The sequence below is a fragment of the Streptomyces sp. NPDC088762 genome (genome assembly GCF_044750905.1).
In the GTDB taxonomy this organism is placed as follows: Bacteria; Actinomycetota; Actinomycetes; order Streptomycetales; family Streptomycetaceae; genus Streptomyces.
This window is the reverse complement of sequence record NZ_JBIVKT010000002.1, coordinates 638989-663599: the sequence shown is the minus strand read 5'-3', so window position 1 is coordinate 663599 and position 24611 is coordinate 638989. Positions and strand designations below refer to the sequence as shown.

At 70.9% G+C, this 24611-nt stretch carries 20 protein-coding genes; 5 read left to right on the top strand and 15 right to left on the bottom strand.

Going from position 1 to position 24611, the window contains the following annotated elements; genetic code table 11:
• The first annotated feature begins 256 nt into the window (after positions 1–256).
• Positions 257–1915, top strand: a complete 1659-nt coding sequence (locus tag ACIP5M_RS07825) for a right-handed parallel beta-helix repeat-containing protein (protein WP_401193304.1) — start codon at positions 257–259, stop codon at positions 1913–1915.
• Here ACIP5M_RS07825 and ACIP5M_RS07820 read toward each other — a convergent pair.
• The 7 genes from ACIP5M_RS07820 to ACIP5M_RS07790 form a co-directional block, all read right to left on the bottom strand.
• Positions 1849–3276: a UDP-glucose dehydrogenase family protein gene (locus ACIP5M_RS07820; RefSeq protein ID WP_401193302.1), complete on the bottom strand. Its 1428-nt coding sequence runs from the start codon at positions 3274–3276 to the stop codon at positions 1849–1851. The genes ACIP5M_RS07825 and ACIP5M_RS07820 overlap by 67 nt on opposite strands.
• 31 nt (positions 3277–3307) lie before the next feature.
• The gene (gene galE, locus ACIP5M_RS07815; protein WP_401193299.1) at positions 3308–4330 is read right to left on the bottom strand and encodes a UDP-glucose 4-epimerase GalE; all 1023 of its coding nucleotides are present in this window, start codon (positions 4328–4330) and stop codon (positions 3308–3310) included.
• A 43-nt stretch (positions 4331–4373) separates the two neighbouring features.
• Positions 4374–6248 carry a glycosyltransferase family 2 protein gene (locus ACIP5M_RS07810; protein WP_401193297.1) on the bottom strand — a complete coding sequence of 625 codons (1875 nt, stop codon included), beginning with the start codon at positions 6246–6248 and terminating at the stop codon, positions 4374–4376.
• 118 nt (positions 6249–6366) lie between these two features.
• Positions 6367–7425 carry a UDP-glucuronic acid decarboxylase family protein gene (locus ACIP5M_RS07805; protein ID WP_401193294.1) on the bottom strand — a complete coding sequence of 353 codons (1059 nt, stop codon included), beginning with the start codon at positions 7423–7425 and terminating at the stop codon, positions 6367–6369.
• Positions 7426–7707: 282 nt separating this feature from the next.
• On the bottom strand, positions 7708–10671 hold the full coding sequence (locus tag ACIP5M_RS07800) for a hypothetical protein (protein WP_401193292.1): 2964 nt from the start codon (positions 10669–10671) through the stop codon (positions 7708–7710).
• Positions 10672–10794: 123 nt separating this feature from the next.
• Positions 10795–11178: a hypothetical protein gene (locus ACIP5M_RS07795; RefSeq protein ID WP_401193289.1), complete on the bottom strand. Its 384-nt coding sequence runs from the start codon at positions 11176–11178 to the stop codon at positions 10795–10797.
• Between the two features lie 150 nt (positions 11179–11328).
• Positions 11329–11586, bottom strand: a complete 258-nt coding sequence (locus ACIP5M_RS07790) for a hypothetical protein (RefSeq protein ID WP_401193286.1) — start codon at positions 11584–11586, stop codon at positions 11329–11331.
• A gap of 244 nt (positions 11587–11830) precedes the next feature.
• On the opposite strand from ACIP5M_RS07790, the gene ACIP5M_RS07785 reads away from it, so the two are divergent.
• Positions 11831–12664, top strand: a complete 834-nt coding sequence (locus tag ACIP5M_RS07785; RefSeq protein ID WP_401193283.1) for a hypothetical protein — start codon at positions 11831–11833, stop codon at positions 12662–12664.
• Positions 12665–12721: 57 nt separating this feature from the next.
• On the opposite strand, the gene ACIP5M_RS07780 is transcribed toward ACIP5M_RS07785, so the two are convergent.
• From ACIP5M_RS07780 to ACIP5M_RS07750, 7 genes are all read right to left on the bottom strand, one after another.
• Entirely contained in the window at positions 12722–13093 is a 372-nt protein-coding gene (locus ACIP5M_RS07780; RefSeq protein ID WP_401193578.1) for a VOC family protein, read from the bottom strand.
• Positions 13094–13170: 77 nt separating this feature from the next.
• Positions 13171–13740 (bottom strand): hypothetical protein, encoded by a 570-nt coding sequence (locus ACIP5M_RS07775; protein WP_401193280.1) that lies wholly within the window; start codon positions 13738–13740, stop codon positions 13171–13173.
• A gap of 91 nt (positions 13741–13831) precedes the next feature.
• On the bottom strand, positions 13832–14452 hold the full coding sequence (locus tag ACIP5M_RS07770; RefSeq protein WP_401193278.1) for a hypothetical protein: 621 nt from the start codon (positions 14450–14452) through the stop codon (positions 13832–13834).
• A gap of 284 nt (positions 14453–14736) precedes the next feature.
• On the bottom strand, positions 14737–16851 hold the full coding sequence (locus ACIP5M_RS07765) for a SpoIIE family protein phosphatase (RefSeq protein ID WP_401193275.1): 2115 nt from the start codon (positions 16849–16851) through the stop codon (positions 14737–14739).
• 167 nt (positions 16852–17018) lie between these two features.
• Positions 17019–17462, bottom strand: coding sequence for an ankyrin repeat domain-containing protein (locus ACIP5M_RS07760; RefSeq protein WP_401193272.1), 444 nt, complete (start codon positions 17460–17462; stop codon positions 17019–17021).
• A 185-nt stretch (positions 17463–17647) separates the two neighbouring features.
• Complete coding sequence (gene gdhA, locus ACIP5M_RS07755) at positions 17648–18997, bottom strand: NADP-specific glutamate dehydrogenase (RefSeq protein WP_401193270.1); 1350 nt, start codon at positions 18995–18997, stop codon at positions 17648–17650.
• Between the two features lie 250 nt (positions 18998–19247).
• Positions 19248–20417 (bottom strand): alpha/beta fold hydrolase, encoded by a 1170-nt coding sequence (locus ACIP5M_RS07750; protein WP_401193267.1) that lies wholly within the window; start codon positions 20415–20417, stop codon positions 19248–19250.
• Positions 20418–20501: 84 nt separating this feature from the next.
• Between ACIP5M_RS07750 and ACIP5M_RS07745 the strand changes: the two genes are divergently transcribed.
• The 3 genes from ACIP5M_RS07745 to ACIP5M_RS07735 all read left to right on the top strand — a co-directional run bounded on the left by ACIP5M_RS07745 (position 20502) and on the right by ACIP5M_RS07735 (position 23481).
• Positions 20502–21479: an ArsR/SmtB family transcription factor gene (locus ACIP5M_RS07745; RefSeq protein ID WP_401193264.1), complete on the top strand. Its 978-nt coding sequence runs from the start codon at positions 20502–20504 to the stop codon at positions 21477–21479.
• Between the two features lie 194 nt (positions 21480–21673).
• Entirely contained in the window at positions 21674–22957 is a 1284-nt protein-coding gene (locus ACIP5M_RS07740) for a hypothetical protein (RefSeq protein WP_401193262.1), read from the top strand.
• A 74-nt stretch (positions 22958–23031) separates the two neighbouring features.
• Positions 23032–23481 carry a hypothetical protein gene (locus ACIP5M_RS07735; protein WP_401193260.1) on the top strand — a complete coding sequence of 150 codons (450 nt, stop codon included), beginning with the start codon at positions 23032–23034 and terminating at the stop codon, positions 23479–23481.
• 229 nt (positions 23482–23710) lie between these two features.
• On the opposite strand, the gene ACIP5M_RS07730 is transcribed toward ACIP5M_RS07735, so the two are convergent.
• Complete coding sequence (locus ACIP5M_RS07730) at positions 23711–24439, bottom strand: hypothetical protein (RefSeq protein ID WP_401193258.1); 729 nt, start codon at positions 24437–24439, stop codon at positions 23711–23713.
• Positions 24440–24611 lie beyond the last annotated feature (172 nt).

Here is a 24611-nt window from a genome sequence, read left to right as displayed (position 1 = left end):
GTCCCCGAATTGCCCGGCGGCCTCTGGAAGGCTCCTCTCGACATGGCCAGACTCTTCTCCGCGATGGTGCAACCGTTGCGCATTCCTGCATGCGTTCGTCCGGGAGTTCACGGGCGGGACGGCCCCGGCATACCTGGCGGCACCCACACCATGTGACGGCGTCAGGGGAACCAAGACGGAGAGAGCGAGTGCTCCTGTGCGAAGTCTTACGAGCAGAGCAGGTGGTTTGTCCGGTCATGAGGGAGGAGCGGCGCTCATGGGCAGATCGGGCCGGTGCATCGCGGTAGGGGGGATGGCGGCCGCGTGCCTGCTGATCGCAGCGTGCGACGTCGAGACGTACAAGCCGGCCAAACCGGCGCCCCCGGGACCCCACACCTACTACCTCAGCCCGGACGGCGACGACGACCACGACGGTCTGTCGGATTCCCGTGCGTGGCGGTCGCTGGCCCGGGCCGACTCGGTGCGGTTCAAGCCCGGGGACCGGTTGCGGCTCAAGGCGGGGGCCGTGTTCAAGGGCACGTTCACCATCGGCAAGGGGGATGCGGGCAGCGCCGCGCGGCCCGTGGTGATCGAGTCGTACGGCGGCGGCCGGGCGACGATTGCGGCAGCCGGGACGGAAGGCATCGCCGTCTACAACACGGCCGGTGTCGAGATCCGCGACCTGAACCTCGTGGGTGACGCGAAGGCGTTCAAGGAACGGGACGGCATCAACTTCTTCAGTGATCTGCCGGCCGGCAGAAGACTGGATCACGTGCGGATCTCCAACGTCGACGTGTCCCGGTTCCAGAACGGCATCCGGTTCGGCGCGGGCAAGAGCGGCTCCGGTTTCCGCGATGTCCGGATCGTCGACTCCACCGTCCGCGACAACAAGGACGCCGGAATCGTCTCCTTCGGGCCCGCCTTCGAGGAAGCGTCACCGAAGTACGCGCACGAGCGCGTGACGGTCTCGCGCGTGAAGGTGTACGGGAACAACGGAGACCCGTCGGCGGACGACCGCAATTCCGGCAGCGGGATCGTTCTCGGCAGCATCCGTACCGGCAGGGTCGAGGGTTCCGTCTCTCACGACAACGGGGCGAACTCGTCTCCGAAGGCCCAGGAAGGACCCGAGGGCATCTGGACCTACAACTCCACCGGCATGGTGATCGAGAAGAACGTATCGTACGCCAACCACACCGGCTCCCGGGTGGACGGCGGAGGCTTCGGTCTGGACAACAACGTGTCGTCCTCGGTCCTCCAGTACAACCTGTCCTTCCGCAATGACGGCGCCGGGTACCTGGTCTACTCGAGCCAGAACACCAGGGCCCACAAGAAGAACGTGGTCCGCTTCAACCTCAGCGGGGACGACGCCCGCAAGCTCCCCTGGTACGGCGGGATCGTGGCCTACGGAATGCGGGTCAGCGAACTGGACATCTACCACAACACCGTCGTGATGAAGGCCAACGGCGCGGTGCGGGCTCCGGCACTGCGCCTCGAGGAAGGGCTCCATACGGTGAGCGTGCGCAACAACGTCTTCGCCACGGACGGGGCCCCGGTCGTGGATTCCGAGTGGCCCTACCAGGCCTCCCGGGTGACGTTCCAGGGCAATGACTACTTCAGCACCGGAAAGTGGACGCTGCGCTGGGGCAAGGGAACGTTCACCGACCTGGCGTCCTGGCGTGCGAAGGCCCGGCAGGAGCAGCGCGGGTCCGATCCGACGGGAACGGCCAAGGATCCGTGCCTCGCCGGCGTGGCGGCCCCGATCACCGATGTGGCCAAGGCCGCCGCCATGCTCGTGCCCGAATGCGCCGAGGACGTATCAGAAGGGGTACTGGACCTGCGGTCCTTGGGGATCGACCCCGGCCCCGTGGACTACTTCGGGGAGCGGCTGAGCCCGGTCGCGGCGATCGGTGCCGCAGAGCCGCGGACCGCCGACTGAGGGAGGGTGACGCGGCCTGCGGGCTGCTGGCCGGGTACCACCGATGCGGAGGGCCGGCCGAGCGCGCGCACGGTCCACCCGGCGGAGCGCCACACCGCGGCGTCGAGTCCGTTGCGTGCGTCCAGGATCCTGGGCGCACGCACCACGGCGGCCAGCTTGACCGGATCGAGCTCGCGGAACTGGCTCCATTCCGTCAGGTGCAGGACCACATCGGCATCCTTCAGGGCGGTGAGCACGTTCGGGGCGTAGGTCAGGTCTCCGTGGACCGCCCGCGCGTTCTCCATGCCCTGCGGGTCGTAGACCCGTACCTCCGCACCTTCCGCGTGCACGGCGGCGGCCACGGCGAGCGCCGGCGAGTCGCGCACGTCGTCGCTGTCCGGCTTGAAGGTCGCCCCGAGAACCGCGACGCGGCTGCCGACGAACGTGCCGTCGGCCATCCCCCTGGCGATGTCGACGGTACGCCGGCGCTGGCGGAGGTTGATCTCGTCCATCTCCCGCAGGAAGGCCACCGAGTGGTCGACTCCCAGTTCGGCCGCGCGGGCGGTGAAGGCCCGGATGTCCTTGGGGAGGCATCCGCCGCCGAATCCGAGACCGGCGGAGAGGAAACGGCGTCCGATGCGCGTGTCGTGTCCGATGGCGTCGGCCAGGGTGACGACGTCGGCGCCGGCTGCCTCGCAGACTTCGGCCATCGCGTTGATGAAGGAGATCTTCGTGGCGAGGAACGAGTTGGCGGACACCTTGACGAGCTCTGCCGTGGCCGGGTCCGTGCTGATGTACGGGATGCCGGCCTGCAGCATGGGCGCGTACACCGTGCGCAGGGTCTCGTCCGCGCGCGACGAGAGGACTCCGGCCACCAGCCGGTCCGGCTGGAGGGTGTCCTGGACCGCGTAGCCCTCCCGCAGGAATTCGGGGTTCCAGGCGATCTCGACGTCACTGCCGTCGGGAATGCGCTCACTGATCCGTGCGGCGAGGCGGGCCGTCGTGCCGACGGGCACGGTGGACTTGCCGACGATCAGCGAGCGCCCGTGGAGGTACGGCGCCAGGCCGTCGATGACCGCGTCGACGTGACGCAGGTCCGCTGCGTTCGAACCCCGCTGCTGCGGTGTGCCGACGCAGATGAAGTGGACGTCGCCGAATTCGGCGGCTTCGCGGAGCGAGGTGGTGAATCTCAGGCGCCCGGAGCGGACGTTGCGGACGAGTACTTCTTGCAGACCCGGCTCGAAGAAGGGGGGCCTGCCCTCCGCGAGCGCCTCGATCTTCTGGATGTCGACGTCGACACCCAGGACCTCGTGCCCGATGTCGGCCATGCACGCGGCGTGCACAGCTCCGAGGTATCCCGTACCGATGACAGTCAACCGCATGCTGTATCTCCTGTGAGAGGGCTTTGAGGGGTCAGGCGCCGTAGCCCGTGGGGTTGAGTTCCTGGAAGCGCCACGCGTCGCGGCACATGGTGGCGAGGTCGCGGGTCGTGGCCCAGTTCCATGCCCTGGCCACGGCGCTCGGGTCGGCGACGAGCTCCGCGACGTCACCGGGTCGCCGGCCGGTGATCTCGTAGGGGATCTGCCGCCCGCTGGCCTCCGAGAACGCGGCCACGAGGTCGAGGACCGAGGAGCCCACTCCCGTGCCGAGGTTGAACACGCGCATTCCGTTCTCGTCACCGAGGTGTTCGAGGGCGGTGCGGTGGCCTTCGGCCACGTCCACGACGTGGATGTAGTCGCGGATGCCGGTTCCGTCGGGGGTGGGGTAGTCGTTCCCGAAGACGCTCAGGCGGGGAAGGCGGCCGGCCGCCACCTGTGCCACGTACGGCATGACGTTGTTCGGTACGCCGTGCGGGTCCTCGCCCAGCAGCCCGGAGGGGTGGGCGCCGACCGGATTGAAGTACCGCAGCGCCAGCACGCTCAGCTCCGGGAGCCGCCTGCAGGCGTCGTCCAGGATCTCCTCGCACAGCAGCTTGGTCCTGGCGTACGGGTTCGTGGGCCCGGCGGGGCTCTGTTCGGTCAGGGGGACTTCGGTCGCGTTGCCGTAGATCGAGCAGGACGAGGAGAACACCAGCCGGTGCACCCCGTGCTCGTGCATCGCGGCCAGGAGTGCGGTGGTCCCTCCGACGTTGATGTCGTAGTACTCCAGCGGGATCTCCACGGACTCCCCGACGGCCTTCTTCGCGGCGAAGTGGATGACCGCGTCGAAGCGGTGGGCGGCGAATACGGAGGACAGTGCGCGCCGGTCGCGCACGTCGATCCCGTACACGGCGGCGAGGGGGGTACCCGCCACCTTGGCGATGCGCTCCAGCGCCCGGGGCGAGCTGTTGGAGTGGTCGTCGACCACGACCACGTCGTAGCCGTGCTGGAGCAGTTCCACGCAGGTGTGGCTGCCGATGAAGCCGGCGCCACCGGTCACCAGGACCGTTTTGGGCACGGGGATACCTCTTTCGTCCTCTGGAGGGGGGCGGGAGACGCGTCTACCAGCCGAACACGGCGGTCGCGTAGGTCGGGTACATCGAGATCGCCCAGGCCAGGGGGATCAGGGCGGCGGTACCGGCGAGAAGCGGCAGGCGGGCGGTCACCAGGGCACGGTGGACGGGAACACCGGCGGCCCGGGCCGTTTCGACCACGTGCAGCTGGGCGATGGCGAGCGTGACGACCGCGTAGGACAAGGAGCCGAGGAGGCAGAGGAAGACGTAGCCGGCCGCGGGGCCGGTGAGCTCGCCGACGACGGCCGACGCGGAGAGCGTGGTCGTGATGATGAGGTACGGCGCCACGAGTTTCAGGGGCAGGGGCTCCAGGCCGTCCCGGGTCTTGGGGGTGACCTTGAAGACGACCGGCCGGGGCCGCAGCCGCTGCAGTACGGCCGCGCCGACGCCCCAGGCGACGTACGGCCAGCGCGCGAGGCCGAAGAGCCAGCTCTCCCAGCTCAGGAGGGGGGCGTTCGGCGGCCGGAGCAGGCCCCGCCTGCGCATCATGGCCGTCAGGAGGATGAGCCACACGGACATGGCCCAGAAGTGGCCGAGGAACTGGAAGTAGTTCACGTTGATCCAGGGCAGCCCGGTGACGGCGGCCACGGGAGGAAGTGCGAGGCCGGCGGTCGTGGTGAGCGCGAGGAGCGGGTAGTACGACAGCGCGAACGCGAAGCGCAGGCGCAGCCACCCCCGCAAGCGGCGCATGTGGCTCGGGAGCATCCCGAAGAGCATCACCGCGAGGCTTCGCGACCACTGGAATTCCTGCGTGGCCATCGCCGCGAAGGTGATCGGTCCGTCTCCGTGTGCCTCGGCGTCGATGGCGAACGACCCGTGCCAGCCCGCGGAATTGAGCAGGAAGCTGGTGGAGAAGTCCTCGGCCAGTTCGGGACCGAGCCCGCCGATGTCGCGCAGGGCCTGGGTGCGTACGGCGTAGTGGGAGCCGATGCACAGGGGGGCGAGTCCGCCGGAGTGCCCGAGCTGGACCGCGCCGTGGAAGATGGCCTCCCGGTGCAGGCGGCCGCGTGCCGACCACGACGCGTCGGCGTTGGCGTCGCACACGCTGGGGGCGGCCACGTACCCGATGGCGGGATCGGCGAAGGGCCGCAGGACCTCGGTCAGGTACGTCGCCTTCGGCACGTGGTCGCAGTCGAGCTGCGCGACGACGTCGTAGTCGCGGTACCCCGAACGGTCGTAGAAGTAGGCGAGGTTGCCTTCCTTGCAGCGGGTGCGGCGCGGCCAGGTCGGCCGGTGGTACTCGGGCAGGCCCCGGCGGCAGGACACGCGGACGCCGTGCGCCTCGCACCAGGCCTCGATCTCCTCGGTCGGGTCCTCGTCGCACAGCCACACGTCGTACGGGTGGGGGAAGTCCTGGGCCAGCATCGCCTCGAGCGTGGCCCTCGCGATGCTCCATTCCTCCGACGGGGCGCGTGTGACCACGAAAGCGGTCCGTAGCCGGGGAACGTCGATCTCGGGATTGAACCTGCGCAGGCGCACCACCGCGACGATGAAGTGCACGGGCAGGAGGGCGAGGTACAGCAGGAGTGCGCTGTTCACGGCCAGTCCCACCCAGCCGATCCGGTGCTCGGGCTGCAGCCACCAGACCCAGAACCAGACGAGGCTCGCCACCCAGCCCGTCGTCAGCAGCGCCACCTTCACCCGGTCGGCGCGGGAGAGCTGGGGAACGAAGCTGGAGGGCTGCGTCGCCGCGTCGCGCGGTGGCAGGCCCAGCACCGGGCCGTCGGAGGCGATGTCGATGACCCTGCCGTTGGACAGCTCCAGGAGCTGGCTCCGCAGTGTGTCCTGGGCATCGAACGGAAGGAGGGGTTGTCTGTCAGCCGCGACAGCCTGGGGGGCGAACCCCGGCTCGGTCTGCGTCATGGAAGCGTGCTCTCCTCGGGTTTCGGCTTGGCAACGCGAGAACCTCCTCGCGGCGGCCTGGATGACGATCGCGGCCGGGGCCGGCGCGGCTGCACGTCGGCCCCGGCCGATGGGCCGGTCAGCCCGGCACGTCGGAGTACAGCCGTGCCGGGGAGGCGGCCCCCGGCACCCGTGCTGCTGCCGCGACGGTCAGCGGCGTGCCGTCGAGCTGTCCGCCCCGGATCGCGGCGGCCCCTGCGGTGACGTCGCCGAGGCGGGAGGCGAACCACTGCACGGTTCGCCGCAGCCCCTCTTCGATGTCGACCTCCGGCTCCCAGCCGAGCTGTTCCCGCGCCCGCGTGATCACCGGACGGCGGCGGACCGGATCGTCGGTCGGCAGCGGGTGGTACTCGATCTCCGAGGTGGAGCCGGTCAGTTTCAGCACCATCTCCGCGAGCTCGGTGACCGTACGCTCCACCGGGTTTCCGAGGTTGACCGGTCCGGTCGTACTCGAATCCAGCATGGCCAGGATTCCGCGGATAAGGTCGTCCACGAAACAGAAACTGCGGGTCTGCTTTCCGTCGCCGTAAACCGTCAAAGGCTCACCGCTGAGCGCTTGGGCGATAAAGCTCGACACCACCCGGCCGTCATGCGGTCGCATGCGGGGACCGTAGGTGTTGAAGATGCGGATGATGCCGACATCCACCCCGTGGTGGCGCTGGTAGGCGAGAGAGATTGCCTCGGCGAATCGTTTCGCCTCGTCATAGACGCTGCGCGGGCCCACCGGGTTGACGTTCCCCCAGTACCCCTCCTCCTGCGGGTGGACCAGGGGATCGCCGTACACCTCGCTCGTCGAGGCGAGGACGAAGCGCGCGCCGTGGCGGCGGGCGAGCCGGAGGGCGTTCTCGGTACCGCGGCTGCCGACGGCCAGCGTCTCCAGGGGCCAGCGCAGGTAGTCCGGCGGGGAGGCGGGACTCGCCAGATGCGCGACGGCATTGACCGGCCCCAGGACGTCCATGCCCACACTGACGTCGGTGCGGACGAATTCGAATTCCGGGTTCGCCCGCAGGTGTTCGATGTTCCTCGGATCACCGGTCGAGAAGTTGTCCAGGCACACCACTGAGTCGCCGCGCCGCAAAAGCGCCTCGCACAGGTGTGATCCAAGAAAGCCTCCGCCACCGGTTACGGCAACACGCATAAGTTCTCCATGCAGGGGGGCTGGATCTCCGGGCCCAGGAACGTCTCGTCACCTTGCGCGGGGACGTTCCCAGACCACAGACGGTTCTCGGGAAACCGCAGAAAAAGCATATGGATATTCTTAAGACTCTCTGCCAAGCTCTGACCGCCCTTGCTCTGTTCGGCGGCACCCGACGTGCGAACCCCCGGGGTGTGTGCTTGCGTGACGCAAAGGCGCTGGAGGACCCCGGCGGACCACCTCTCGATCACCCGTGAGTGTGAGCGGGGCCGCGCGCGTCGCCCGTCAGCTCCGTTCGTCGTCGAGCACCGCGTGCGCGCCGGCCAGGACCTCGTGTTCCAGGGCGGCCGACCATTCCGCGAACGCCGCGTCGGCGGCCCCCCAGTTCACGCGGCCGCCGATGAGCAGGCGGTCGACGAGCCGGCCGATGCCGTAACCGATGGCCGCCGCCACTGCGGGCAGGACGAGGGTCCCCGTCCACGCCACCACCAGGTGCCGGCCGCCGAACTCGGCGGGCGACGCCGTGCCGAACCGGCTGTCGATGATTCCGAGGAGCCCGAAGGCGAGGGACAGGAAGGCCACCACGAGGTACATGACACCGATCACCGGCGCCGCGACGGGGTGCTCGTCGCTCTCGAGACCGAAGATCCACACCGGCGCGGCCAGGAGCGCCAGTACGAGCCCGATGCACAGGACCACGTCGAGGAAGCCGACCGGCTCTCCGTTGCGGACGATCAGCTGGACGAGCGGGCCGGCGCCGAGGAGCAGCCACACCAGGAAGAGCGGGAGGTGGTGCCTGATCGTGGGATCCGCGTCGTCGGCGGCCCGGGTGTCGTCGCGGACGGTAAGGTACGCCTCCTCGTGACCGGAGACCCGCAGCAGAAGGGCGGACCGCCGGGCCATGAGGGATTCCCGCAGGCCCTCCTCCCCGAGGTCCGGGCGTGCGGCCAGCTTCCGGCGGATGTCACGCCGGGCCACGGTCTCGTTCAGCACCACGGCGAAGAGCCCGTCCGGCCTGTCGTACCCGCTCGCCCAGGGGCCGGACGTGCGGGTGGGTACGGGTTCGTCGACCGGTTCGGCGGCCAGGGCGACCTCGACCGCGGCGCGGATCGTGGCATGCGCGAACCGGTACCCCCTGCCGGTGGCCACGAGGAGACCGTGGTCGGTCGCCGTGGACAGGAACGCCGAGAGCCGCCAGGGCACGCGGTAGCCCACGCTCAGCCGCAGCCGGTCCATCACGTGCCGCACCAGCGCGAATCCGCCGGCGACCGTGAACACGTACAGGCCGGCCAACGCCGCGTCGCCGGCCCACGGGCCGATGGAGAAGCTCTTCGTCCCCGCCAGATCCGCACACCACCACGCCGCCGCCGCGTGGACCGGCCCGAGCACGCCTGCGGCCAGGAGGCCCCGCAGCAGCACACGCGGCAGGGACCGTCTCGGCTCGGCCGCGGTACCACGGACCCGGAACGTGGCCAGGCCGGCGCCGGCCCCCACGACCAGGAGCGCGGCCGTCATGACGGTGGCGACGACCGCAGCCGTCCCGAACGGCAGTCCGGTCATCAGCGCGTAGGCGAACGTCACCGCGCAGGCCAGGGCCGCCGTCCTCAGCGGCGGGCCCCACTGGCCGGGCAGGACGTGGGTCCAGCGCCCCACCCAGCGCAGAGCCGGCGCGTCCAGGGGCCCGCCGTACACCTGCGTGTACCAGAGCGTGAGCAGCGACCAGCCGAACAGCAGCAGGACGCCCGGGGTCATGGCATACGCATGGGTGCTCAGGACGACGCCTGCGATCGCGAGGTCCCGCAGGATCTCCTGCCGAACCCGGGGGGCGAAACTCCGGGCGCCCAGGAGGCGGGCCTCGGCCGGGTCCGAGGCGGCCAGCAGGGTGAGGCCGTCGAAGTATTCCTGCCGGCTGAATCTCATGGCGCGGGCCAGGCCGTGCAGTCCACGGGTCAGCTTCGGGTCCGCGCTCACCTCGGGTACCGGTGGCACGGGTCGTTCGGGCGGCCGGGTCCTGCGGCGTTTCCGGGTGTTCCGCTTGCCGGGGGGTTCGGTGGAGGGGGCGGCCCCCCGCAGCAGGCTGTCGACGTAGTGCCGCAGGGCCGTGTACTGCTCGCGCACGTGCTGTCTGGCCTGTGCCGACTCCCAAGTCGCCTGGAGGTGGCGGGGGTCGGGCGACGTGATCGCAAACCGCAGGACTTCGTCGCGGGAGGGGGAGTCCCAGTCGCCGGGGTCCACGGCGGCGACCACCGCCAGCATCAGCGGAGTGGTGCACCACTGCCGGATGCCCGGGTTGTCGGCGAGCAGGTCCTGAACGGGGTGACGGTCACCGCCGAGTGAGGCGACCGCATCGTCGAGCAGTGTGCCGGTGAGGGACTGGATCCGGAGGTTGCCGGTGAAGGCCGGGCCGAGGCCCATGGCCTCGGCGGTCACCTCGCGGCTGGCCACGATCATCGGTTGCTCGCGGTGGCTGCGCAGGTGCCCCGTGATCGCCGCTGCCCATCCCTCCAGGTGGGCCTCGGGGACGGCGTCCAGGCCCTCCAGGCACGGGACGAGCAGGCCGAGGTGGATCAGTGCCGCGACCTCGGGGGGCTTCAGGTCGAACCAGGTGGTCACCTGAGGGATCAGCCATTTCATCACGTCCGCGGGGGCGGGACGGTCATGCGGTACGACGACCGGTACGGGGAGGGGGGTCGTCCACGGATGGCCCTCGTCGAGCAGGTCCTCCATCACGCGCAACATGAGGATCGATTTGCCTGCCCCCGGCTCTCCGAGGATCAGCAGCTGCTGTTTGCACCGGTCGAACACGTCGCGCGGTGGGGTGTCGGCGGGAAGCGCCGTGGGCCGGCCACGGCCCAGGGTGAGGGTCATCGGGACGTCGACCAGACGCAGCCGCTTGCGGGCGTCCTCGAGCTGGGGTGCGACCCATCCGAGCAGGATCGCGTCGGCCATGCGCCGGCGCCTCACCTCCCAGAGCGCCGGGACGTCGGGGCTGCCCTGTGCCTCTTTGCGGGACCGCCGTGGCTGCACCACGGTCACGTGCCCGACGACGCCCGAGTTGGCGATCGCTCCGTGGGAGGCGTTCGCGTTCCCGGTCCCGGACGCGTAGGTCCTGGGACCGGGAGCCGCTCCGGTCGCCGGCGCGGGCGGCGGCACGGATGCGGCTGTGTCCGTGGTGTGGGTGACCGTCTTCTCCTCGGCGGCGGGGCCGGAGGGGCAAGGGTCCTGTGGGCCGTCGTCTCCTGGTGCCATGAGCTGGATGTCCCTCGCCTTCGGCTGCCTCTGCTCTCAACCGCCGTCAGGTGCCGGTGCCAGGTGTCAGGTGTCAGGTGTCAGGCGCCGATTGCCTGGTGCGGAGACCGAACGGCCAAGGAATCAGGTGTAGTCGATGCCGCTGACGGCACGGCTGTTGTCGCCGGTGGCGGTGGTGTTGCCGGTGTCCTCGGCTTTCGCCGAACCGCTGTCGCCCTGGCCCGGTCGGCGTCTGATGCCCGAGACGGCGCTCGCGCCGCCGCTCGCATCAGCCGACCCGGTGCGCAGGGCCGTGTCCTCCGTACCGCTTACACGGCCCGTACGGCCCGTACCGTGGGCGGAGGGCTGGAGCAGGGCCCAGATCAGGGCGGCGACGCCGACCGCGGCCTGGATGGAGGCCCCGGTGAGCTGTCCGGCGTCGGAACCGTCCAGCACCCAGACCAACGGTGTGGAGCCCATTCCCGCCAAGGCCAGCACGATGGCCGCGGCCTTCCACGTACGCGACATCCCGACCCCCTGCCCCGACACCCACCCGCCGTCGCCCGAACAGGCCGACATGCGCCACTTCGTATTGTCTCCCCGCACCTTGCTCCGAAACAGAGCGAGCAGTGGACACGGATCAGCGCTGTCGGCGGGAGCACTGTGCCGGTGATTGCGTCAGAGCTCGGGACGGTCCGGCAACCGGCGGAGTTCCAGCAGGGCCACCGCGACCTTCACCCCGGTGGAAATCGTCAGAGCCTGCAGAAAAGGCATACCCGTAAGCCACAGGGCCACCATCATGACCGTGAGAACCAGGAACGCGGGAAGCAGATGGGTACGCGTGACCAGGGACTTCAGGCGCCCGGCTCTCCTCCGACGCTGATCCACCGCACCGATCGAACGCGCGGTAAGGCCCTCCTCCTCGGCTTGCGGCATCAGTTCCTGCCCTCCTCGCACTCGGCCCCGTCCACGAGCCTCGGGCGCGCCCGGGCGGTCTGCCACTGCTGCGACCCGCCCGTGCCGCCATCCGGCGTACAGGTTCACCTCACCGGGCCGCCCTCCGCCCGTGATCCGCTGTCGATGCACCCCCTGGGAAACGAGCGGAAGGTTGTCATCCGCACGGGGATTGACAAGACTCAACACCCCTTTCGCTCTTCACCACCGAGGTCCGAGGAGATCCATGGTCGACACCGTCAACTCACTGGCCACCCGTGTTCACGAACTCCTGGTGGCGCTCCTGACCCACGGTGTCGACGCGGTGGTGCCGGGGCAGAGTGTTTCCTCGCCCTCGCGCGAATTCATCGGTGCCCCGCGAAGCGTCGACATCACCACGGGCCTCCAGGACGTCGTCGCGCGCGCCACGGCGCTCGGCCCCGACGGCACATGGCTCGTCGCCGCCGGCCAGGCGGGCCTCGGGGTCCTGGCCGTCGTGCGCGGAGAGGCGGACCGGGCGATCTTCCACCTCGACGCCGCCGTGACAGCCGGTTTCAACGACTGCGTGGGGCTCCACGTCGCCCCCATACGCCCGCTGCACGACGATCCCCGCTTCCGAGCCCTCTATCAGCGGATGCGCATCACCGAGGCCGACCTCGACGAGTTCTTCTGGCTGCACCGGGAGATGCAGCTCATGTCGCAGGACGCCCAGACAGCGGCCGTCGACAACCTCGGACGCCTCGACACCGGGGTGTCGCTGCTCCCGCAGGCCCCCATGCCGACCCGCGAACCGAACACCCCCGGCGTCCTGATCACGCGCATCGATCTCGCCGCGGCCCAGACGGCACTCCAACGGGCGGCTCTGGCCGCGGAGTTCCAGCGCAGCTCCGGCAACACCAGCCTCGGTCTCATCGACGACTCATGGGACCATTCCCGTGCCAGACGCGACGCCTGGCACGCCGACGAGCTGGATTCCCGGCGCCTGAGGGCCGCCGAGGCCCGCGCTTTCGTGGAACGCCCCGGCGCCGGCACCATGCTCGTCCCCTGCCCGCCGCTGGGCTCGATCACCTACCCGGGCTGAGGAAGCCCGACCGGGCGGTGACCGGCGCGTCCGGGCGATGGTGGAAGCCGGAAGCCGTTACCCTCGCTCGGACTCACTGCGCAGAACGCAGAATTCGTTGCCTTCGGGGTCCGAAAGGACTGCCCAGCCGGAACCATCAGGATTCCGGTGATCGGCGACGAAGGTCGCGCCGAGGCCGAGCAGCCGGTCCACCTCCTGATCGCGCGAGGTCTCGGGGCGCAGACACAGATGGATCCGATTTTTGATCGTCTTGGCCTCGGGCACCTGGTTGAAGTACAGCACCGGGCCCTCCGCCAGCAGCACCTGGGTCTCCCGGTCACCCGGTCTGACATCCGGGTGCATCGGACTGCCCGTCACACTGCTCCAGAAGCCGGCCAACGCGTAGGGATCGGCACAGTCGATCGCTATGTTCTGCACTATCGAAACCATGCCCTCAGCCTTCCTGACTTCCGTTCCCGACGCCACCGAGCTGCGCTCATCGTTCGCGAACACAGGTCAGGCAAGAATCAGTCGCGGAGCCGGCCTGATCCGTAAGACACCCCCCACCTCGGGGCCCCGTCCACGTTCCATTCCCGCGGCAGTTCTCCCTCGCAGAAGACGCAGACGAAGTCCTCCTCCCGGACGATGTTCAGCCGGTCGCACGGGGGGCAGCGCCGGAACACCACCTCGTGGGTGAAACCCGAAGCGTGCCCGAGGCCGGCCGCGTCCAGGGCCCGCGCGACGGCCGGCCACGAGCTGACGTCCGGGCAGTATCCGGTCGACTGGTTGCTCACCTCACCGACCACCCACTGCCCGGAGTCCTTGCGGAAGCTCATCTCCCCGGCGCCGAGCACGGAGCCACCGCCGGCACACACCACGTGCTCGCTCCGGCGCGGCGCGATCCGCAGCACACCCGTCGAGTCGATGACGAACGTGAAGGGCTCGGCCAGCTCCACTGCCGCCAGAGCCGAAGCCCAGTCTTCGAAGTCCCCCGCCGAGTGGATGCGTCGGCCCTCGGCATCCGGCTGGACGAGGGCCAGCAGATCAGGCGGCCCCACATACCGATAGCTCCGCCCCGGCACGTTCACACTGGCCAACCCAACTCCTTCGAGATGCGCGGCGCCTGGCGGCGTCGCGGCGCGGCCACCGCGGTGACACGGGGGCCGCGCCGCCCTGTCCGGTCGGCGATCAGCCCCCGATGGGCCGGAAGATGCCGCCCGGGATGACCACCGGACGGTCGATCGTCTTGAAGCGGTACTCCATGCTCACGTCGTCGATCAGGAACGGCATCCGGTTCGCCGCGTCCTCGATGGCCATGAAGCTGATGTTCACCTTCTGCGGAGAGGAGCTGTAGAAGGCGTCGGGCAGGGTGACCGTCACCTTCTCGTAGGAACCTTCGGTTCCGCCCTTGTTCATACGGTCGTGCAGCTCATAGGGCGTGCCGTCCTCCGCCGTGGCCTCCACGATCAGCTGGCGGAAGCCGAAGCCGCTCGTACCGCTGCGGACCACGTCGCTGCGCACCCAGAACGACAGCACCGGAACCCGGTACGCCGGCACCGTGACCTGCTGCGAGATACGGCTGATGCCGGTCATGCCCTGGCCGCCCAGCTCCGCTTTGCCGGTGCCCGAGTGGGCCGGCCAGGCGGAGGAGTTGTTGATGGGGTGCCCGGCGAACGGGGTCACCTTCTCGTTCCAGGACGTGTTGCCGCTCTCGAAGCCGGGGTTCGCGATCTCGGATGTTCCCGCGCTGGCGTTCGGTGCGGCGATGAACACGCTTGTGGCCGCGACGGCGGTGGCGGCAGCGAGCATGCTCGCTCTCCGCGCTCTCTTTCTCATGGGTCTCCTGGCTGTTTCTGGATTTCCGAACGGGGACGGCCGCAACAGCCCGGCGGCTCGCCCTCGTAGGCCCCTGACGACATGTCACGGGACTGGTGCGGCCGGAACTGTCCGAGGAGTACGGGGGTCAGCCGTCTCAACCGCGGCGCACACTCTAACGCCTTGGTATGACAATCCGACCCCGGGGTGGGCGAGCGCGCTGACACCGCGGGCGGGCACCAAGGGTTCACACGTCCAGGGCGGTGCAAACCGGCAGTTCACCCCTGCTGGCGTGCTCCTGGGGCGTGTCGCTCGGGAGGTGTGGGGGTGGCTTCGGCGATGAGGAGGGCGACGTCGTCGTGGTCGTCGGGGTGGCGCAGGGAGCGCAGGAGCCACGGGCAGGTGTCCGTCAGGGCGCGCCGGGGTTGGTTGACGATGTGCAGGAGGGTGTCGAGGCGGTCGTCGATGGCGTGGTGGCGGGTTTCGACGAGGCCGTCGGTGTAGAGGACGAGCCGGTCGCCGGGGCCCAGCTCGAAGGTGGTGGTGTGGAAGGGGACGCCGCCGACGCCGAGGGGTGCGCCGGTGGGCAGGTCGACCAGTTCGGCGCGGCGTCCGGCCGGGGCGAGGACGGGCGGGAGGTGTCCCGCGTTGGCGATGTGGCACCGGTGGGTGTGGGGGTCGTAGACGGCGTAGACGCAGGTCGCGATGTAGTGCTCGAGCCCTTGGGTGATCTTGTCGAGGTGGGTGAGGACTTCGTCGGGTGCGAGGTCGAGGTCGGCGAAGGCGCAGGTGGCGGTGCGGAGGCGCCCCATCGTCGCGGCGGCGTCGATGCCGTTGCCCATGACGTCACCGATGACCAGGGCGGTTTTGTCGTGGGTGAGCGGGATGACGTCGTACCAGTCGCCTCCGACCTCGTGGGTGGCCTGGGCCGGCTGGTACAGGGAGGCGACGGTCAGGCCGGTGAGCGGGGGTGGGTGGCCGGGCAGGAGGCTGCGCTGGAGGGTCTCGGCGGTGTTGCGGACGCTCTGGTGCCAACGGGCGTTGTCGATGGCGACGGCGGCCCTGGCGGCGAGCTCGCCGGCCAGGAGGATGTCGTCCTCGTCGAAGGGCAGGGGGTTGCGGGCGCGCACCAGGTCGAGGACGCCGAGGACCTCGTGGCGGGCGATGAGCGGTACCGCGAGGTAGGAGTGCACGCCGGCCTCGGCGAAGGCGGCCGCGGCCTCGGGATCGCGGGCGATGTGCCGCAGATCGTCGCCGTCGGCGTGGGAGACCACCATGGGTGCTCCGGTGTGGACGCAGCGGGTGATCAGCCGGTCGGCTCCGTAGGCCGCGAGGTCGCCGACCGGCAGAGCGGCGGCCGCCGCGGGGCTGGGGTAGGCGGCGGCCACGGCGAGCGCCCGGAACGTCTCGGGGCCCGGCTCGCGGGAGGGCGTGGCGCGGCGGAAGGCCAGGACGTCGTCGAGGATGTCGACCGTTGCGATGTCGGCGAGATCGGGCACGGCGACGTCGACGAGCTCCTGGGCGGTGTGCTGGACCTCCAGGGTGGTGCCGACGCGGGCGGAGGCGTCGGCGATCACGGCCAGGCGGCGCCGGGCCCGGTCGGCTTCGGTTGCGGTCTGGTGGCGTTCCGTGACGTCGACCACGGAGGTCGCCGCGCCGATCACCCGGCCTCCGGCGCTTTCGATGCGGAAGTACGACACGGACCAGGCGTGGTCGTGGTCGGGGTCTGCCGGGGTGCGGCCGACGGTGTACTGGTCGACCACCGGGGTGCCGGTGAGGAGCACCTGGCGCAGCGCGGACTCGATGGTCTCCACGTCGAGGAAGGCCAGGACGTCGCGGGGGTGCTTGCCGAGGTGCTCGCCGGCCGGGATGCCGTTGATGCGCTCCAGTGCCGGGTTGACCAGCAGGTAGCGCAGGTCGGTGTCGAGCAGGGCGATGCCGATGGGGGCCTGCGAGACCAGACGCTGGGAGAGCGCCAGGTCGGTCTCGACCCGCTGCAGCGTGGTGTGGTCGGCGGCGATGCCCAGGGCGTAGGTGTCACCGAGGTCGTCCAGCAGCCGCATGTTGCGGAACTCCACCAGACGAGTGCTGCCGTCCTTGTGCCGGACGGGGAACGCGCCGGCCCAGCTCGCGCCGGTGCTCATCACCTCGGCGAACAGTCTGACGATCAGGTCCCTGTGTTCGTCGTGGACCAGCATGGCCGCGTACTGGCCCAGAGCCTCCTTGGCGGTGTAGCCGAAGATCTCCTCGGCTTGGGGGCTCCAGAACACGATCCGCCCGCTGGTGTCCAGTACCACGGCGGCCACGCTGAGCAGGTCGAGCAGCCCGCCGGGCGGGGACGGCCCCGCAAGGCGGTCCCGCTCTTCCTCGTCGAGCGGCTCGTGTGCAGCCATGACGGCCTGCTCCCTCCTCAGCGCGGCCGGCTCGCAGCGCGCGCCGGTTGAGAGCTCTCTGTCCATGCTCCTCCCCGAACCCGGTTCTGCACGATCCGGCACTCCGGCGCACGCGTGTGGCGGTGGCTTCCCGAGCCGGGCCGAGGTCGTCCGTACACGTGGTGCGGCTACCCACGGTGACCGTGCGGATGTGCTGGGGGTCGGGCGCCTGCAGCGAGGAGCGTGGCGACCGTTTCGGGGTAGGGCCCGGTGATCGCCCATTCGAGCGGGGAACGGCCCGTGCCGTGGTCTTCGCGGAGGTTGGGGTCGGCGCCGTGGGCGAGCAGGGCACGCACCGTCTCGGTGTAACCCCAGCAGGCGGCCGCGCACAGGGGGGTGCCTTCCGCGCCGCGTCCGCTTTCGGTGTCGGGGAGGGCGCCGGCTGCCAGCAGACACAGGACGTTGTCGGTGGCTCCGGTGACGGATGCCGCGTAGAGAGGCGTGGTGCCCTCGGTGTCACTGGTCTGCGGGCAGGCCCCTGCCCGGAGCAGAGCGTGGATCTGCGTGCTGTCCCCGAACGTCGCCGCCTCGACGAGGCGCTTGGACAGTTTCTTCTGCCGTCGTCTGTTCACGATCGCTCAGGCTAGCCACCAAGTGGGTGAAACGTCTGGTCACAGCCACTCGTCGGTGAGCGCCGTGAGGGCGGCCGCCTCGTACCCTGCTGACTCTTGAGCGGTTCGAGCCGCAACCACCGGCTTCCCGGCCGCCCGGGACCGGATCGGCCGGCATCGGCGGCTCGATCCGGTCCCACGTCACGCTAGATGACGCCCTGGGCGAGCATCGCGTCCGCGACGCGCTCGAAGCCGGCGATGTTCGCGCCGGTCACGTAGTCGTTCGGGGCGTCGTAGCGGGCCGCCGTCTCGTGGGCGACCTCGTGGATGGAGCGCATGATGCCCGCGAGCTCCGCCTCGACCCGGTCGCGGCTCCACGCCACCCGGCCCGCGTTCTGGGCCATCTCCAGCGCGCTGACGGCGACGCCGCCCGCGTTGGCCGCCTTGCCCGGGCCGAAGGCGACGCCCGCCTCCTGGAAGAGGTGCACCGCCTCGGGGGTGGTGGGCATGTTGGCGCCCTCGGAGACCGCCTTGACGCCGTTCGCGATGAGCGTGCGCGCGTCGTCGGCACCCAGCTCGTTCTGGGTGGCCGACGGGAAGGCGACGTCCGCCGGGACCTCCCAGACCCGCCCGCCCTGCACGAAGCGGGCGGACGGTCCGCGGCGGGCGGCGTACTCGCCGATGCGGCCGCGCTCGACCTCCTTGATCTGCTTGAGCAGCGCGAGGTCGATGCCCTTGTCGTCGACGACGTAGCCGGAGGAGTCGGAGGCCGTCAGCGGGTTGGCGCCGAGCTGCTGGAGCTTCTCGATCGTGTACAGGGCGACGTTGCCGGAGCCGGAGACCACCGCGCTCAGACCCTCGAGGGACTCCCCGCGAACCTTCAGCATCTCGGCGGCGAACAGCACGCTGCCGTAGCCGGTGGCCTCGGGGCGGATCGCTGATCCGCCCCAGCCCTGGCCCTTGCCGGTCAGGACACCGGCCTCCCAGCGGTTGGTGATGCGGCGGTACTGGCCGAACAGGTAGCCGATCTCGCGGCCGCCTACGCCGATGTCGCCGGCCGGGACGTCGGTGTGCTCGCCGATGTGCCGGGACAGCTCCGTCATGAACGACTGACAGAAGCGCATGACTTCGGCGTCGGACTTGCCGTGCGGGTCGAAGTCGGATCCGCCCTTGCCGCCGCCGATGCCGAGGCCGGTCAGCGCGTTCTTGAAGATCTGCTCGAAGCCGAGGAACTTCACGACGCCGATGTCCACCGACGGGTGGAAGCGCAGGCCTCCCTTGTAGGGGCCGAGGGCGCTGTTGAACTCGACGCGGTAGCCGCGGTTGACCTGCACCCGGCCCCGGTCGTCCGTCCACGGCACGCGGAAGATGATCTGGCGCTCGGGCTCCAGGAGCCGCTCGACGAGCCCGGCTTCGGCGTACTCGGGACGCGCGGCGAGGACGGGGGCCAGCGTGTCCAGGACCTCTCGTACGGCCTGGTGGAACTCGGGCTGCCCGGGGTTGCGTCGCTCGATGTCCGCCCGCAGTGCGTCCAGCCGGTCCTTGGCGTCGGTCACAGTCTGTTTCCTCTCCGAAGATCGTTTCGGGGGCCGTACGGGCCCAGCGGGAGCGTACCCCGCGCGAACTGCGTTCCGGCAAAGCACTTTCGGCCTCCGAACTGGCCTTTGACCGGCGCCGGACATATCGGGACTTCGCCGCCCTGCGCCCGTAGGATCGGCCCAGGCCGCCGGTCCGAAGTCTGGACGGTCCGACCGTGGTGACGCGCGTGGGAGAGAGGCACGCCGGCCGTCGGGGCGACGCAGCGGGTCAACGCCACCCTTCCCGATGGCCGGTTCCTCTCCGTCCCGGCAGCAGGTGGCGGCTCAGGAACGAGCGCACGAGGTGACGGACGGCCGGCACCGTGACGCGCGGGTCGGCCCGGCCGACCATGGCAGCGCGCCCGGCGGCGGTCATCAGACCGGCCTGGTGGAGCTGGGGGACGAGGGCCGCGTAGTCGGTGAACACCCAGTGGTGGGTGTCGTCGAGCTGACGGCGGGCCACCGGGCCGGCGTGAGCGAGAAGCGCCGCCCAGGAGCGGTCCAGCCGGGCGTCGCGGAAGCCGTCGGTGCCGGCCAGGAGCAACGGCCGGTCGGTCCCCTGCCGGGCCACCGGCAGGAGTTCGCCGTCCATCCGGTCGAGATACCCCTCCAGATTGACGGCGGCGGCGATCCGCCGGTCCTCGTGGAGCGCCTGCGCGGCCGCGGTGCCGCCCGCGGAGTGCCCGTACACACCGACCCGGTCCAGACCGAGGGCGTCGAGGACGAAGCGGAGATCGGCGACCCGGGTGTCGATCATGGTGCGGAAGGTCGCCGCGTCGATGTCCGGGCCCAGCACGGTCGTCCGGAGCCGGGGACGTTCCGGCCGCCCGTCCGGGAACTCCACCTCGCTCGCGTCCCCCGGGTGGTCGACGGTGACGATCGTCCAGCCGTGTGAGGCGAGGTCGATCGCGAGTGAGCTGCCCATCGTGCGGGCGTCGCCGCCTCCGGGGCTGTAGAGCAGCACGGGGCGCCGGCCGGGCAGGGGCGGGGCCCCGTCCCGGGCCCGGGTGAGGGTGGCCGCCCAGTCGACGCCGCTCGCAGGCAAGTCCGGATGGATCAGGTGGGCGAGGAAGGCGAACGCTCCGGCGGCGCCCGGCGTGAGCTGCGGCAGCCACGGGAAGCCGGAGCCGGGCACGGCCGGCCGCAGGACGGTGACCATGAGCTCGCGTACTCCGATCCCGGGATCCCAGGGGTCGTTGCGGGAACGGTCGACGAGGTGGAGGACCCGGGCGCCGACGGGGTACGCGCCGGTGGGCGCGGGCAGTTGGAGGAGCGGCGGGCGGGAACGCCCGGAGGCCGAGGCGGCGCCGGGGGCGGCGGCCCCGAGGAACAGTGCGGCGGCACCGGCGAGGGCGCCTTTGGCCACGGAACGGCGCGTGGGTGCGGAGGAGTCGGTCATGGACGGCATCCTGAGGGCGGGCGCCGCGCGGGGGCGAAGGATGCGGCCTGGCCCGAAAGGCGGGCGCGGAGCAGGGGGATGTGCATGATCCGGATCCATTTCACGGCGGACGATTTCGCCCGGCTGCGGTTCGCTCCGCGGCCCTCGCCCTTACCCGAGGTGCACGCGGCCTTGATGATGCTGGGCGCCCCGCACGAGCCATTGCTGTTCGGGCGCTGGCGGAACAGGCTGCTGCGCAGCATCCCGAAAGCGGCCGCACCGCTCGCGGACCTCGTACCGGACGGGGTGGCCCCTTCCTTCCTCGACGTCCTCGGCGACACGCCGGACGAAGGGTTCACCCTGATCAGAGCGCACCGCCCGGAGTTCGTGCGCGCCGGGATCGAGCAGGTGTACGCGAGACGGCCGGCCCCGCCGTGGATCCGCGACCTGCACGCCGGGGACGCCGGCGCCTGGCGGACGCTCCTGCGGGCGCAGCGGGCGGCGTACGAGTCGGTACTGGCGCCGGTGTGGCCGGCGGTCCAGGACCTGCACCGGGCAGAGTTCACCCGCCATGCCCTGGCCGTAGCCGAACGGGGCCTCGGCGGCGCGCTGACCGGCCTGGCTCCCGGGTCACGGCTGCGCAAGGGGGTCTGGGAATGGCCCCTGCCGGGCCGGCCGGGTGTACGCGACGTACGGCTCGGCGGGCGCGGGCTGATCCTGCGACCGACCTTCCACTGGCGGGGCGGCCCCCTCATCCAGGACCTGCCGGACCGTCCGGTGGCCCTCGCCTACCCCGCGGGCAGGGGGCTGCCGCTCGTCCCGGATCAGGGCGGCCCGTCGGAGGATCCCCTCGCGGCGGTCCTCGGGCGTGGCCGCCTCGCCGTGCTGCGCTCCTTGGACGAAGCCCGTACGACCACGGGAGTGGCGCGCCGTATCGGCGTCAGCAACGCCACGGCTTCGGCCCACGCCTCGGCGCTCCGCGCCGCCGGTCTCCTCACCACCACCCGCACCGGCCGCTCGGTGCACCACACGCGCACGCCCCTGGCGGAACTGCTCCTCACCGGTGGAACGGATGGCGGCTGACGGATGGCGGCTGACGGCTGAGGGCCGGCCGCCGAGGGCCGATCGCACAGGGCCGGACGGAGCGCTGCGCGTGATCCACCGGTCGGTGAGCCCCGCGTGTCGCATCCACCGAGGCCGCCGTCCCGCTCGCCGGCCCTCGATGCGAGACTGGCCCCGGTCAGGACAGCGGCGAGCCGGCCGAGCAGGAGGCGTAGTTGAGCATCAGCGTCGAGGGACAGATCGACATATCGGGTCCGGTGGGCAAACTGCTCCATCGGCGGCGGCTGCAGAACGCCACGGTGATGCAGTCCTTCGGCATCGATCCCGTCACCGGTGAGATCTTCGTCCTCCAGCTCGTCGAGGGGGGTCTCGCCCTCCCGGGCGAGTCGGGGCCCAGGACCGGCAAGCAGCGGGCGTACGCCGGTGACCTCGCCGTGACCCGGCTCAGCCAGGCGGGCACCATCACGGGGCACATGTTCCTGCGGGGCTTCGGCCACGGCGTGTCCATGGGCGTCGAGCACCACGACGGGGTCTCGCGGTTGTGGACGGAGACGGCGTCGATCCCCATGGGCACCGACGTGCCGGAGGAGGAGAAGGAGGGATACGGCACCGCCGTCACCCATTTCGAGTTCCGCAGCGGCGTGACCATCGACTCCGGTTCCTCCCAACTCGCCCAGCCCTACCGGCCGGTGGCCGGTGCCACCAACGTGACGTGCACCATCGACCCGACGACGAACCGGGTGATCGTCCGCTTCAAGAGCGGCAGCACGATGTTCGAGGCGTACGACTTGGACAAGGCCAGGGCCGGTGACTGGACGCCGCTGACCCGGATCACCCAGCCGGACGCGAAGGGGGTCTTCCAGGGGTACGCCTCCCTCGGCGGCGTGCTGTACATGCTGGCCGGACAGGGCTACTCGGACGTGATCAAGCCCCCCGGGAATACGTACCTGACCGCCGTGGACTGGGCCACCGGCGCCGTCCTGGACCAGCAGTTCGTCGCCGCCGCTCCCGGCCTGGAGCTGCGTGAACCCGAGGGGATGGCCGTCTCCGTACGAAACGGGGTGCACCACCTGCACTTCGGCTTCGCCGGCGAGGAGCCCAGCCCGCGCACCTGCACCCTTCTGTCGCTGTCCGGGGCGCCGGAGGTCGACGGGGTGAAGGTGCTGGCCGACTGGCAGCCCATCCCGCTGGCGAGCGGCGTGACCGCCGACGTCCGGGCCCCGCAGGGCCGGCTCATCAGCATGGCGGGGACGACGGTGCTGCAGCTCAGCGGCGGGGTGAAGGGGAGCTTCGAGGCGGACACCCTGATCGGTACGCTGCCGGACGCACTGGCGCCGAGCATGGCCGTCCAGGGCAGTGTGCCGCGCAACAACAGCGGCGGAGTGTGCACCGCGCGGGCGGAGGCGAACTCCGTCCGGGAGCTCTGGCTCTACGGCGGGCGTTCCACCAACCCGATCACCTGGGCCCAGTTGGACAACTTCAGCGTCGTGTGGCGCTGAGGCCCCCCTGGCCCCAAGCACGCCCCCTGCCCCCGCACGAGCCCCTCCCCCAAGGACAAGGAGACCGACCACCCATGCCCCACAACCGCCGCCGTATCCTCGGTGCCGCGCTCGCCCTGCCCGCCACGCTGGCCACGGCGAACCTGGTGGCCGCCACCCCCGCCGTCGCCGCGGGTGGTGTCGAGGCACAGCCGTGGACCGACCTCCTCCTCGAGTCGGGTGTCACCGCCCCGACGGGCGCGACTCCTCAGGTCCGGCTGATCACCATCGCCGGTACGGTCTTCCTCCAGGCCCGCGGCTCGGTGACCTGCAACCTCGCCGCCGACGCGAAGATCGCCACCCTGCCGGCCGGACTCCGCCCCACCGCCCTGGTCCGCGCCACCGCCCCGCGCAACAACAGCCAGGGCATCAACGCCTGCCGGTTCGAGGTCAACACCGCCGGATCCTTGACCATCTACGGCGGCAACGGCGGAAACCCGATCACCTGGGTCCAGTTCGACTCCGTGCAGACGATCTGGCGCTGAGAGGCGGCGAGCGGGTTGACGTAACGCGGCCGGAGCCGGCCCGCCCGGGCAGAGGATGAGCTGACGGTTGAGCAGGTCGAGTCGTGGTACTCGTTCGGAGCCACCCGGGGCTCCGAGGCGGCCCCGGCCGCGGGCCCTGGCGACCTTGGGTTCGGCCCTCCCGGGTACCGCACCGGCTCGCTCCGGTCGGGCGGCGAGCAGTGCGCGGCGGGTCGCCTGCCGGCGCCGCCTACGGCCGCAGCTGGGTCGCGAGTGCCTCGGCGACCTTCCTGAGCGACTCGCCGGCCAGGGCCGGGTCCGCCTTGGTGACGGGCCATCCCTGGGAGACCACGAGCGCCAAGTCGCCCTTGCCCGCCGCTGCCACCCGTGCGACGGCGGCCGTGCCCCGGCCCGGGGTGACCCTGGTCTGGCCGATTCCGGGCCTGTCCTTGGAGAACGCCATCACCTCGTCGGCGCCGAGGTTGCCGAGGCGGGCGATCTGCGGCAGCGCCAGGTTCACCGCCACCCCGCCCTCGGACGCGGCCACGAGGTCGATCTCCACCGGGGCTCCCGAAGCCGTGAAGTTGCAGACGACGGACGTGTGCGGCGGGACGGCGGGGTTGGAGGGGAGCCCAAACGGCGGCGTGGGCTGCCCGCTGGGCCAGGCCTCAGCCGGCCGCCCAGGGTCGACGGTCCCCTGAGCCGCGGGTCCGCCGCCGGACGCCGCCGGGGTGACGGTCCGTTCGGCACCGGCCGCCTTCAGCGCCGCCGCCGGGTCTAGGCCGAACGGGCAGGCCGACGTACTCGTCAGCTGCTTCGCCGTCGAGGCGACCCGGTCGTAGGACAGCCTCTCACCGCCCGAGGCGGTCCCGCCGAAACTCCCGGACGAGGAACAGGCGCTCCCGGCGAGGGCGATCCCGGCCGCGCCGGCCAGGGCGAGGATGCGGCGGTACTCGGCTGCTGTGCGATCAGCTGTCATCCGGTCAGCCTAATCGTGCAACCGCATCTGCGTGATGGATGTGGTGTGGGGCTCGCTGGTGTATCCGGGTGCCGATGAGCTGACGGTTGAGCAGGTCGAGGCGTGGCTCGAGGGGATAGCCGGACTCCATGCCCGCATCGCGCATCGTTTTTGCAGGTCTACACCACTCCCC

Bases quoted from the DNA above. Each gene is read 5' to 3' on its own strand.
- ACIP5M_RS07820 (WP_401193302.1), bottom strand. From the start codon at position 3,276: ATGCGGTTGACTGTCATCGGTACGGGATACCTCGGAGCTGTGCACGCC.
- ACIP5M_RS07825 (WP_401193304.1), top strand. From the start codon at position 257: ATGGGCAGATCGGGCCGGTGCATCGCGGTAGGGGGGATGGCGGCCGCG.
- ACIP5M_RS07730 (WP_401193258.1), bottom strand. From the start codon at position 24,439: ATGACAGCTGATCGCACAGCAGCCGAGTACCGCCGCATCCTCGCCCTG.
- ACIP5M_RS07785 (WP_401193283.1), top strand. From the start codon at position 11,831: ATGGTCGACACCGTCAACTCACTGGCCACCCGTGTTCACGAACTCCTG.
- ACIP5M_RS07750 (WP_401193267.1), bottom strand. From the start codon at position 20,417: ATGACCGACTCCTCCGCACCCACGCGCCGTTCCGTGGCCAAAGGCGCC.
- ACIP5M_RS07745 (WP_401193264.1), top strand. From the start codon at position 20,502: ATGATCCGGATCCATTTCACGGCGGACGATTTCGCCCGGCTGCGGTTC.
- ACIP5M_RS07770 (WP_401193278.1), bottom strand. From the start codon at position 14,452: ATGCTCGCTGCCGCCACCGCCGTCGCGGCCACAAGCGTGTTCATCGCC.
- ACIP5M_RS07810 (WP_401193297.1), bottom strand. From the start codon at position 6,248: ATGACGCAGACCGAGCCGGGGTTCGCCCCCCAGGCTGTCGCGGCTGAC.
- ACIP5M_RS07790 (WP_401193286.1), bottom strand. From the start codon at position 11,586: ATGCCGCAAGCCGAGGAGGAGGGCCTTACCGCGCGTTCGATCGGTGCG.
- ACIP5M_RS07735 (WP_401193260.1), top strand. From the start codon at position 23,032: ATGCCCCACAACCGCCGCCGTATCCTCGGTGCCGCGCTCGCCCTGCCC.
- ACIP5M_RS07795 (WP_401193289.1), bottom strand. From the start codon at position 11,178: ATGTCGCGTACGTGGAAGGCCGCGGCCATCGTGCTGGCCTTGGCGGGA.
- ACIP5M_RS07800 (WP_401193292.1), bottom strand. From the start codon at position 10,671: ATGGCACCAGGAGACGACGGCCCACAGGACCCTTGCCCCTCCGGCCCC.
- ACIP5M_RS07780 (WP_401193578.1), bottom strand. From the start codon at position 13,093: ATGGTTTCGATAGTGCAGAACATAGCGATCGACTGTGCCGATCCCTAC.
- ACIP5M_RS07805 (WP_401193294.1), bottom strand. From the start codon at position 7,425: ATGCGTGTTGCCGTAACCGGTGGCGGAGGCTTTCTTGGATCACACCTG.
- ACIP5M_RS07765 (WP_401193275.1), bottom strand. From the start codon at position 16,851: ATGGCTGCACACGAGCCGCTCGACGAGGAAGAGCGGGACCGCCTTGCG.